Genomic DNA, 11,594 nt, shown 5'->3' with positions numbered 1-11,594 from the left:
TGATCTTTGCAGGACATGTGTCGTCTAGCGGATTGGCTGCGATAGCCACTGCGCGATAAGGATCGGTCTGATTACGCGATCACTTCAGAGGGCTAATGATCGTGGCCGGTCGCGTGAGATGATTTTAACCGGGATGAATGAGAATTATGCGGATTGGGAGGCTATTAGGGTCTACTTTCCGCTGCCGCCCCCTTAACGTTCAAACGGATTGGAGTGACCGCATGACGCCTGAAGTCAATGAGTTCTATCGCTTTGACGGTATCGAACTCGCACGAATTCGTGCCAGCCGCCACGCTTCCTTTCCGCTGCACACTCACGCCGAGTACGTTGTCAGTGCGAATCTGGCGGGCTGCGAGCATGTCTGCGTCGACGGGAAGAAACTCCGTGTAACTGAGCGTAGGGTGACGGTCTACAACCCCGAAGCGATGCAGTCCTCGACTTTCGATGCCAGCGCGGGCGATTCGGAATTCATTTCCCTTTACATCGACCCCGATAAGCTCGTCAGAATCGGACGCTCCAACGGGTGGTTGTCCCACTCACTACCGCCGGCGCTAGACCAGGGCGTGTTTTCGAGTCCGAATCTGTATCAAGGCGTTTTGACCGCTTATCGCGCGGCAGCAGATGACAGCCGCGACGCAGACTTTGAAACCGCGATCATCGAACTGACGGCAACCCTGCTGACGCATCGTGATCGCGCCATCGACACCATTCGCCCTGCGCTGTCGCGTCACGAGCTCGGCCCGGTGCTTGAGTCCATGCGCACGCAACTTTCCGCGCCGATTACGCTGGACGTTCTGTCCGCAGTAGCGAACGTGAACAAATACCAACTGATCCGCAGTTTCAAGGCCGTGGTGGGGATGACGCCGGCCAGGTATCACATGCAGCTTCGTTTGATCGAAGCGCGTAGCCGGCTGCGTCGCGGGTTCACCGTACAGGACGTCGCGTTCGACCTGGGCTTTTACGATCAGAGCCACCTTATCAACGCGTTCAGGAAGGTGCTCGGCGTGAGCCCATTGCGGTTTGCGGAGCCGCAGCGGTTCATCAGGCCGGGAGTCCGAGAATAAGACTTCGATAGCCGGACCAGACGACTTGCCACGCGAAAAATGCGAAGAGCGTGGCGGACGCGAAATAGCAGAATGACAACGCTCTCGTGCCGAATACTTTGCCGCCGAGCCTGGCAGCCAGGCACACCGCGCACGTCCACGCGACGCCTGCGATAAAGAAACCGGCGAGGAAGCGGCCTGTCGCTTCCCATCCTTTCACGCCCGACTGTGCAATCAACGCACCGCCGACTGCAGCGAACCAGACGATCGCCGACGGTGACGATAGCGCGAGCAACGCGCCCTTGAGCAGTTGTTGAACATGCGTGCCGCCGATATCCGTGTGGCCGCGCTCCGTCGAGCGAATGGACCGGAACGCACTGATCGCCATTTTCGCCGCAAGCACGACCAGTACCACGGCCCCGCCGAGCCACATTCCCCATCTGACGGTGGCAAATTGCAGCAACGCGGTCATGCCCGCCAGCGCGAGGATCGCGTAGATCAGATCGCCGATGCACGAACCCATGCCGAGCCAGAAGCCCGTCCAATAACCGCGTTGCATCGCGGCGGTCATCATCGCGAGGTTGACGATGCCGATGTCCAGGCAAAGGGACAGCGAGAGAAGGAAACCGTTTGTTGTAGGGTTCATGCTGCGAGACGAATGTTGGGTATCGATACGGGACACGATGATCCCGCGCAACCGAGCCGAAGGATTGGAAAAAATTGAGGAGCGGCTTGTATCATTGACAACATGCAATCGGACGCGCTTGATGCCCGCTTTTTCCCAGTGCTGCGAGCGTTCCGAACCCTTTCACCGAACCGATTCGCAATGCCCCAATTTCTGCGTCCTCGATGGAGCTTCGCTTGACGACACAACCGCTTCCCGCCGGGCTGATGCTGGTGCACGGCAACCAGCCCGAGCGCCTGCGCGACCTGATGATCCAATGGATCAAGCAGTACCCGCTGGCGCCGTTGGAAAACGAAGTGATCCTCGTGCAGAGCAATGGCATCGCGCAGTGGCTGAAGCTCGCGTTCGCGGCGGACCCGGTCGATGGCGGTTGTGGCATTTCCGCGGCGCTCGATCTGTCGTTGCCTGCGCGTTTTCTGTGGCAGGTTTATCGCGCGGTGCTCGGTAACGATGCGGTGCCGGCCGTCTCACCGTTCGACAAGTCGCGCCTCGTCTGGCGGCTCACGCGTCTGCTGCCGGAACTTCTCGATCAGCCGGATTACGCGCCGCTCAAGCGCTTCATGGCGCACGACGACGATCAGCGCAAGCGATTCCAGCTCGCGCAGCGCGTCGCGGATCTGTTCGACCAGTATCAGGTCTATCGCGCGGACTGGCTCGCGAAATGGGCCGCAGGCGACGACGTGCTGATCGATGCGCGCGACGGCCGCACTGCGCTGCCCGATGAGCATCGCTGGCAGGCCGCGTTGTGGCGCGCGCTGCTCGACGATGTCGCGACACACGGTCGCGCCGGCGTCGACGCAGCAACGGCCGGCCGCGCCGCAGTGCATGAAGCATTCCTGCAGCGCGCCGCCACGCTACTCGACGGCAAGCGGCCGAAAAATCTGCCGCATCGGGTCATCGTGTTCGGCATTTCGAGTCTGCCGCGGCAATCGCTGGAAGTGCTGGCCGCGCTCGCCCGCTTCACGCAGGTGCTGATGTGCGTGCACAACCCTTGCGCGCACTATTGGGCGGACATCGTCGCCGATCAGGATCTGCTGCGTGCTGAGCGCACGCGCCAGCGCCGCCGCGCCGGCGCGCCGGCGATCGTGAACGAGGCGGAGTTGCATCTGTACGCGCACCCGCTGCTCGCCGCATGGGGCAAGCAGGGCCGTGACTTTATCGGCCTGCTCGACGAATTCGACAGCGACTCCGCGCGCGACACCTATGCGTCGCGTTTCGCGAATATCGGCCAGCGCATCGATCTGTTCGAAGCTGAGGACACGTCGACAATGCTGCAGCAGTTGCAGGACGATATCCGCGACCTGCGGCCGCGCAAAGAGACACGCGAATTGTGGCCCGACGTGGATCCGCACGCGGACCACTCGATCCGCTTTCACATCGCGCACAGCGCGCAGCGTGAAGTCGAGATACTGCACGATCAGTTGCTCGCGGCCTTTGCGGATGATCCGACACTGCGCCCGCGCGATGTGATCGTGATGGTGCCGGACATCGAAGCGTACGCGCCGCATATTCAAGCGGTGTTCGGTCTGCTCGACGCCAACGATCCGCGTTACATCCCGTTTAGCGTCGCGGACCGTGGGCAGCGCGACTTCGACCCGTTGCTCGGCGCGGTCGAGACGCTGCTCGCACTGCCGCAATCGCGCGTGACCGTCAGCGATGTGCTCGATCTGCTCGAAGTGCCGGCCTTGCGCGCGCGCTTCGAGATCGCCGAAGACGATTTGCCTAAGCTGCATAACTGGATCGGCGGCGCGAATATCCGCTGGGGGCTGCACGGCGAGCAGCGCGCAAGCCTCGACTTGCCGAAAGCCGGCAATGACGATGCCCCGAATACCTGGGCGTTCGGCTTGCGCCGGATGATGCTCGGCTACGCCGTCGGCGACAAATCGGAGGCCTGGTGCGAAATCGAGCCATACGCCGAAATCGGCGGGCTCGACGCGGCGCTGCTCGGTCCGTTGACGCGCCTGATCGATGCACTCGACGACACGTGGAAAACGCTGCGCACGCCGGCGACTGTCGACGAATGGTGCAGGCGTTTGCGCGAGCTCAAGAATACGTTCTTCGCCCCCGTCGACAGCGACGATGCGTACACGCTCGGCCGTCTCGACAGCGCCCTCGAAGCGTGGCGCGATGCCTGTGACGACGCGGCGTTGACCGGTGAACTGCCGCTGTCGATCGTCGCCGATTACTGGCTGTCGCAACTTGAAGAAGGCAGCCTGTCGCAGCGTTTTTTCGCAGGCGCGGTCACGTTCGCGACACTGATGCCGATGCGCGCCATCCCGTTTCGCTGCGTCTGTCTGCTCGGTATGAACGACGGCGACTATCCGCGCACGCGCACACCGCTCGACTTCGATCTGATGCGGCAAAACTACCGGCCCGGCGACCGGTCGCGCCGCGAGGACGATCGTTACCTGTTCCTCGAAGCGCTGCTGTCGGCGCGCGAGCATCTGCATGTGTCGTGGGTTGGGCGCAGCGTCACGGATAACACGCCTCGACCTCCGTCGGTGCTGGTCGGGCAGTTGCGCGAGCACCTGTCAGGCGGTTGGCGTCTTGCCGGTGACGACAGTGTGAAACCGCATGCGCTGATTGATGAACTGACGGTCGTGCACCGGTTGCAGCCGTTCAGTGCCGATTACTTCCCTGCTGATCCGGATGCGTCGAGGCTGTTCACGTTCGCGGACGAATGGCGAGCCACAACCGTTGCGGGTACAACAAAGCGTGGCGCTGAAGGCATCGTGTTGCCGCCGCTTGAGCGCGAAGAGCCGCTAACGATACGCGAACTCGCTGACTTTTTGAGGGACCCGGTCAAGAGCTTCTTTCGCCAGCGTCTGCGTGTCGCGTTCGAAACCGATGTGATGGCAAGCGAAAACGATGAACCGTTCGACCTCGATGGCCTCAAGTCCTGGCAGTTGCAGAGCGAGCTGATTCGCGCGCAAATTGCGGCGCTCGAGCGCGGCGACGAAGATCTGTCCGCGGCGGCGCAAGCCAGGCTCACACGCATGCACCGCAGCGGCGATCTCGCGACCGGCGGCTTCGGCGAGTTGCTCGGCAACGAACTGATGGAGCCGATGCCGGACCTGTTCGAGCGTTACCGGGCGGCGCTCGCGCGTTGGCCGAAAGCGCTCGACGACCAGCCGCACGAGTTGCGTATCGAAGCCACGATAGACGGACGCATGCGCTCGATCGATGACTGGATCGGCGATGTGCGTACGGATGCGGACGGCGCGTCAGGCCGCGTGATTCTCGAAGCCAGCGCGCTGATCAAGGACAACAAGTATCGACGTGACAAGGTGATTGCGCACTGGGTCACGCATCTGGCCGCGCAACTCGCGGTGGGTCCTTTGACGACGTTCGTCGTCAGCAAGATCGGCAGCGTCGAACTGGCGCCGCTGGCGGAGGAAGACGCGCGCACGCATCTGCTTGCGCTGCTACGTGCGTGGGACGACGGTATGCGGCGGCCGTTGCCGCTCGCGGTCAATACTGCGTTCGCATGGCTTGGAAAGCGGTCGCCCGACGCTACCGCCGATCAACCGGAGGCACGTGACGCCGCGCGCGCAGCCTACGACGGCACATCGTGGCAGCCCGGCGAGCGCGATATGAATGCATATTTGCGTCGTGTGTACCCGGACTTCGATGCGCTTGTCGCAAGCGGCGCATTCGAGCGGTTCGCAGTCGAACTGCTGCTGCCGCTGCACCTTGCGATTCCTGCCACGACGCGGCAGAAAAGCAGCGCGAACGACAACGGAGACGCTCAATGACCGCGGACCTGACGAAATCGGCCGCGACCGCCGCCGCACCACTTGATCCGCTACGCTTTCCGCTGCGCGGCAGCAGCCTCATCGAGGCAAGCGCGGGCACCGGCAAGACCTTCACTATCGCGATGCTGTACGTGCGCCTTGTGCTCGGGCACGGCGGCGATGTCGACCATGCAGTGCGCGCGTTGACGCCGCCGGAAATCCTCGTCGTCACGTTCACCGATGCGGCGACGAAGGAATTGCGCGAACGGATACGCGCGCGTCTCGTCGAAGCCGCCGAGTATTTCCGCGCGGAAGAGGACGATGTCGTTGCTGAGCGCCCCGCTGGCGAAGATCTGCTGCACGACCTGCGCGCCGAATATGCGCCCGCAGACTGGCCCGGATGCGCACGCCGGCTGCAACTCGCGGCCGAGTGGATGGACGAAGCCGCCGTGTCGACGATTCACGGCTGGTGCAACCGGATGCTCAGCGAGCATGCTTTCGATAGCGACAGTCTGTTTTCGCAAACGCTCGAAACGGACCAAAGCGCGCTGCATGCGGAAGTCGTGCGCGATTACTGGCGAACGTTTCTGACACCGCTCGATGCACAGTCGGCTCGCGACGTGCGTCAGTGGTTTGCGGGCCCGCATGAGTTGCAGTCGAAGGTCGCTCGGCTGATTGTCCACGCGGACCTGTTGCCGCAATCGTTGGCGCCTGAGTTCGCGTTGAAGGAAACGCGCGACAAACAACGCACACACCTTGCCGCGCTGAAGGAAAACTGGCCGTCATGGTGCGATGAGCTTCAAACGATCCTTGATGAAGCGCGCGAGAAAAAGCAGTTCAACGCGCAGCGGCTGAATCGGGCGAACTGCCAGGCGTGGCTCGATAAGCTGCGCGCGTGGGCCGACGATCCGCTGATGGTCCGCCCCGCGTTCGAAGACAAAGCAGCGGTGTGGACCCGTCTGACCCACGCCGGGCTCGCGGAAATCTGGAAGGTCGGCAATCCACCGACACACCCCGCATTGACGGCGATGGAAGCCCTGCCTGCGGCACTCGCGGCGCAGCCCACCGCTTACTACGATCTGCTGTGCCACGCGGCGCACTGGGTCGCGCAGCGCTTCTCCACCGAGGAGAAAAAGCGCTCGCAAATGGGCTTCGACGATTTGCTGACGCGTCTTCGCGACGCGCTGCGTTCGCCAAACGGCGAGCGCCTCGCCGACATCATCCGCAAGCAGTACCCGGTTGCGTTGATCGACGAGTTCCAGGACACGGACCCGGTGCAGTATGAAATCTTCGACGCCGTCTATCGAATCGAAGAGAACAACGCCGACACCGCGATCATCCTGATCGGCGACCCGAAGCAGGCAATTTACGCGTTTCGCGGCGCGGACATCTACACGTACCTCGCGGCGCGTCGTGCATGTACGGGCCGGCTATTTACGCTGAAGAAGAACTTCCGCTCGACGGTTGCGATGGTCGGCGCGGTCAATCGTTGTTTTGAAGCGGCCGAGGCGCGACCGGATGCGCCGGGCGCGTTCCTGTTCCGCAATCCCGCTGATGGAGAGAATCCGCTGCCGTTCGTCGCGGCCGACGCGCAAGGCCGCGATGACGCGCTTCAAGTGGCAGGCCGCGCATTGCCCGCGCTGACCGCCTGGTGGATGCCGCCGGTTCAAAGCGGCGTCTCGTTGAGCAAGGACGCGTATATGCGCGGCATGGCCGCGAGTTGTGCAACGGAGATGGTGCGTCTGTTGAGCGCGGGCCAGGCCGGCGACGCTGGCTTTGCCGGCGCGCGCGGCTTCACGCCGCTTCAACCGGCGCACATGGCGGTGCTCGTCAACAACGGCGAAGAGGCACGCGCGATTCGCACGGCGCTCGCCGAGCGAGGCGTGCGCAGCGTCTATCTGTCGGACCGCGATTCGGTGTTCCAGACCGACCAGGCAGTCGAATTGCGTCACTGGCTCGCCGCATGCGCGGAACCCGATGACGGCCGCCTCGTGCGCGCCGCGCTCGCGACCGTGACGCTCGGGCTCGACTGGGAGGACCTCGACGCATTGACGCACGATGAAATCGCATGGGAAACGCGTGTGCTGCAATTCCGTGGCTATCGCGATAGTTGGCGCAATAAGGGTGTGCTGCCGATGCTGCGGCAGTTGCTGCACGATTTTCAGGTGCCGCAGCGGCTGATCGGACGCACGGCGGGCGCACCGGTGAACGGCGAGCGCGTACTGACGAATCTGCTTCATCTGGCGGAGCTATTGCAGCAGGCCAGCGCGCAACTCGACGGCGAGCATGCGCTGATTCGCCACATCGATGAGGAACTCGCGGATCAAGCCGGCGGCGCAGGCGGTGACGCGCGGCAAATCAGGCTTGAAAGCGATGCAGGCCTCGTGCAGGTGGTGACGATTCACAAATCGAAAGGACTCGAGTACCCGCTCGTGTTCCTGCCGTTCGCCGGGAATTACCGGCCGGCGAACGCTAAAGATATGCCGCTCAAATGGCACGACGACGCGGGTCAACTGCATGTGACGCTTGATGACCTGAACGTGTTGCCGCAGGTCGATCGCGAGCGGCTCGGTGAGGATTTGCGCAAGCTTTATGTCGCGCTCACGCGTGCGCGATACGTGACATGGGTGGGCATTGCGCCGATCGCGGGTATTGAGCTGGGCGCGCTTGGGTATCTGCTGTCCGGCGGCAAAGCGATCGTACCGGACACACTGGGCATGTTGCTCGAACAATTGCGCGAAGGCCATGCGGATATCAGCGTGGCTGAGCCACCGCCTCCGAACAGCGAAACGTTCGTGTCGCGCGACGCGCGCGCGGCACGCGGCGCGGCACGGACGTTGTCGCGCGTCGTGCGCGAACATTGGTGGATTGCCAGCTATTCGAGCTTGCGCAAGGTCGATGGTGTGATCGGTGGTGTGTCCGCTGCGGAGTCTGTCGCGAGCCCGCTCGCCGCAGTCGGCACGGGTGAGCCGTACCCGGCGCCCGATACGCGTGGTCAGGATGTGTATCAGGAACTTGCGGACACTGAAACGCCAGACGACTCCCCTGAAGCTGCGTGGCCGCGTGTGCAGGCGTCGAGCGGAGACGCGAGCGCACACGTCGATCAGACAACGCTGCACGGACTTCCTCGCGGCGCGGATGCCGGCACCTTTATCCATGAGTTGATGGAGTGGGCCGCGACTGAAGGCTTTGCGGAAATCGTCCGTGACGAGAAGAAAGCGCGCGACACGATCGCGCGTCGCTGCAGCGTGCGGGGCTGGGAACGATGGATCGAGCCGTTGACCGCATGGCTGCTGCGGCTACTGAAAGAACCGCTGCGGATGGCTTCGCCTTCGATCGCCGGTGGCAAGCCGGTCGCGCCCGTCACGCTGCGCGCATTGACGACGTACGTGCCTGAAATGGAATTCTGGGTCGCCACGCATGACGTCGATGCGCAGGCGCTCGATCGCGTGGTCTGCGAGATGACGCTCGACGGTGCGGCACGTCCTGCCTTGGAGCCCGCGCAGTTGAACGGCATGCTTAAAGGCTTCATCGATCTCGTATTCGAGCACGACGGCCGCTTCTATGTCGCGGATTACAAATCGAACTGGCTCGGCCCCGATAACGCCGCCTACACACCGTCGAGGATGCGCGCGCAGATCCTGCATTCGCGGTACGAATTGCAGTACGTGCTGTATCTGTTCGCGCTGCATCGGCTGTTGAAAGCGCGTCTGCCGGATTACGACTACGACCGGCATATCGGCGGCGCGGTATATCTGTTTCTGCGTGGCAGTCATGCGGAAAGCCAGGGGCTGCATATCGACCGGCCGCCGCGCGCGTTGATCGAACAACTGGATACGCTCTTTGCGAAACGTGTGGATGGGAATGAATTGGCGGGAGAGATCGCATGACGAGGACACGTGTCACGTCGTCCCGAAGAAACCGTGACGATGCCACCGGCGACCTGTTTGCCGCACTTGATGACACGCCAACGCGCCGCACGCACGTGGCGGTTGATGCGCCAGCCATGCTCGGCGTGCTCGACGAATGGGTGGAGCGCGGTTGGCTGCGGCCGCTCGACGCGGCATTTGCGCGGTTTCTTTCGCGGGAAACATCGAACGTCGCGCCGTTGCTGATTCTCGCCGCGGCGCTGGCGAGCCATCAGCTTGGGCGCGGACATGCGTGTCTCGATCTGCAAGCGGCGCTCGACGATCCTGCGTTTGTGCTGTCGCTGCCGCCCGATGATGTGATCGAGCGGATCACCGATGCGCCGACGCGTTCGCCCGCCGACCTGCTGGCCGGCGTGACGCTCAAAGCATGGCTGGTAGCGCTTGATCATGCGGCGCTCGTCGGGCCGGGCGCGGGCAACACGCCGCTCGTGCTCGTCGGGACACGTCTGTACCTGCGACGATATTGGCAATACGAGCAGGATGTATGCGCCGGGATCGAACGACGATTGCGTGCGTCGCGCGAACAGGCTGCGTCGCTGGATACCGATGTGGTGAAGGCTACGCTCGATGTGCTGTTTCCCTCGCAACAGGGCACGGAAAGCAAAGGTGCGAACTGGCAGAAGCTCGCGTGCGCGCTCGCTGCGCGCAGCGCGTTCAGCATCGTTACCGGCGGGCCGGGGACGGGGAAGACGACCACCGTCGTGCGATTGCTTGCGCTGTTGCAGGCGATTGCGCTCGGTGACACTGATGGCGTACGCGCGGGCTCGGGCTCCGGTGTCAATGCCGCCGCACGCCGCGCGCGGCCGTTGCGGATCAAGCTTGCTGCGCCGACCGGGAAAGCCGCTGCGCGCCTGAATGAATCGATCGCGGGCGCCGTTGCGAGCTTGCCGGTCGATCGCCTGGCTCACGGCGCGGACGTGCGCGCCGCGATTCCAACCGTCGTGATGACACTGCATCGCGTGTTGGGGACGCGCCCGGATAGCCGGCGCTTTCGCCATGACGCGAGCAATCCGCTGCCGGTCGACGTGCTGGTGATCGACGAAGCATCGATGGTCGATCTCGAGATGATGGCCGCAGTGCTCGACGCGTTGCCGTCACAGGCGCGATTGGTGCTGCTTGGAGATAAGGATCAGTTGGCGTCCGTTGAAGCGGGCGCCGTGCTGGGCGAGTTGTGCGAACGTGCGGCGCGCGGCCACTACTCGCCACAGACGCGCGACTGGTTACAGACGGCAACCGGCGAGCGCATCGATGACGCGATGATCGACGAGCACGGGACCGCGCTGGACCAGGCGATTGCAATGCTGCGGCAAAGCCATCGGTTTTCCGCGGCGAGCGGGATTGGCGAGTTGGCGCAGCGCGTGAACGAAGGGGACGCGGCGGGCGTCGAGCGAGTGTTGAGTGACGCGCGTGCGGATCTTGGCTTGCTGTCCTGCTCGGCGGGTAACGATGCGGCGTTTAAGGCGCTGGTTATCGATGGACAGGTGGGTGAAGGTGAAGGCGCGCAGCGGCATGGCTATCGGCACTACCTCGAGACGATGCGCACAGGTGAACCTGCTCGCGATGCTGATCCTGCTGTGTTCATTAAATGGGCGGGCGAAGTGCTCGAGGCTCACGACGCGTTCCAGATGCTGTGTGCGGTGCGCCGTGGCCCGTGGGGCGTCGACGGGCTCAATAAGCGGATCGCGCGTCTTCTGCATGAAGAAGGCTTGATCGACGCACGCGGCGAATGGTATCCGGGCCGGCCGGTGCTGGTTACGCGGAACGACTACGAACTCGGGCTGATGAACGGTGACATCGGAATCACCCTCGCGGTGCCGGGTGGGATCGATGGGCGTGGCGCGTTGCGTGTTGCGTTTCCTTCGAGCGACGGGTCGGGTGAAATCAAGTGGGTGTTGCCGAGCCGACTCCAGGCCGTGGAGACGGTGTTTGCACTCACGGTGCACAAGTCGCAAGGGTCGGAGTTTGTGCATGCGGCGCTCGTGTTGCCGGACTCGTTTAGTCCGATTCTCACGCGTGAGCTTGTGTACACCGGGGTGACGCGGGCAAGGGCGTTTTTGACGCTTGCCGTGCCTGAAGGCAAGCCTGTGCTGGAGGAAGCCGTGACCGCGAAGGTGCAGCGGGCGAGTGGGCTGCTCGCGGCATTCGGGGCGGGTGATGAGGGGGCTTAGTTCCTCGCCGCGGTAACTTTAATTGTTCTTGCACA

General features: G+C 63.3%; 5 protein-coding genes. 4 read left to right on the top strand and 1 reads right to left on the bottom strand.

The features are described 5' to 3' along the window. Positions 1 to 221 precede the first annotated feature (221 nt). Positions 222 to 1,064, top strand: coding sequence for a helix-turn-helix transcriptional regulator (locus HV796_RS08820; RefSeq protein ID WP_175226096.1), 843 nt, complete (start codon positions 222 to 224; stop codon positions 1,062 to 1,064). Here HV796_RS08820 and HV796_RS08815 read toward each other — a convergent pair. Next, positions 1,042 to 1,689 (bottom strand): LysE family translocator, encoded by a 648-nt coding sequence (locus HV796_RS08815; protein WP_175226095.1) that lies wholly within the window; start codon positions 1,687 to 1,689, stop codon positions 1,042 to 1,044. The genes HV796_RS08820 and HV796_RS08815 overlap by 23 nt on opposite strands. A 215-nt stretch (positions 1,690 to 1,904) precedes the next feature. Between HV796_RS08815 and recC the strand changes: the two genes are divergently transcribed. The 3 genes from recC to recD are packed head-to-tail and all read left to right on the top strand — an operon-like array spanning position 1,905 to position 11,559. Further along, positions 1,905 to 5,483, top strand: a complete 3,579-nt coding sequence (recC, locus tag HV796_RS08810; RefSeq protein ID WP_246355774.1) for an exodeoxyribonuclease V subunit gamma — start codon at positions 1,905 to 1,907, stop codon at positions 5,481 to 5,483. Continuing rightward, entirely contained in the window at positions 5,480 to 9,352 is a 3,873-nt protein-coding gene (recB, locus tag HV796_RS08805; protein WP_175226093.1) for an exodeoxyribonuclease V subunit beta, read from the top strand. Before recC ends, recB begins: the two co-directional genes overlap by 4 nt. Beyond that, entirely contained in the window at positions 9,349 to 11,559 is a 2,211-nt protein-coding gene (gene recD, locus HV796_RS08800; RefSeq protein ID WP_175226092.1) for an exodeoxyribonuclease V subunit alpha, read from the top strand. Before recB ends, recD begins: the two co-directional genes overlap by 4 nt. Positions 11,560 to 11,594 lie beyond the last annotated feature (35 nt).

It is taken from the genome of Paraburkholderia humisilvae (assembly GCF_902859855.1).
Classification (GTDB): Bacteria; Pseudomonadota; Gammaproteobacteria; order Burkholderiales; family Burkholderiaceae; genus Paraburkholderia; species Paraburkholderia humisilvae.
This window is presented reverse-complemented; position numbering and strand designations above follow the sequence as displayed.

Excerpts from the sequence above, each read along its gene's own strand:
- recB (WP_175226093.1), top strand. The coding sequence starts at position 5,480 with ATGACCGCGGACCTGACGAAATCGGCCGCGACCGCCGCCGCACCACTT.
- HV796_RS08815 (WP_175226095.1), bottom strand. The coding sequence starts at position 1,689 with ATGAACCCTACAACAAACGGTTTCCTTCTCTCGCTGTCCCTTTGCCTG.
- HV796_RS08820 (WP_175226096.1), top strand. The coding sequence starts at position 222 with ATGACGCCTGAAGTCAATGAGTTCTATCGCTTTGACGGTATCGAACTC.
- recD (WP_175226092.1), top strand. The coding sequence starts at position 9,349 with ATGACGAGGACACGTGTCACGTCGTCCCGAAGAAACCGTGACGATGCC.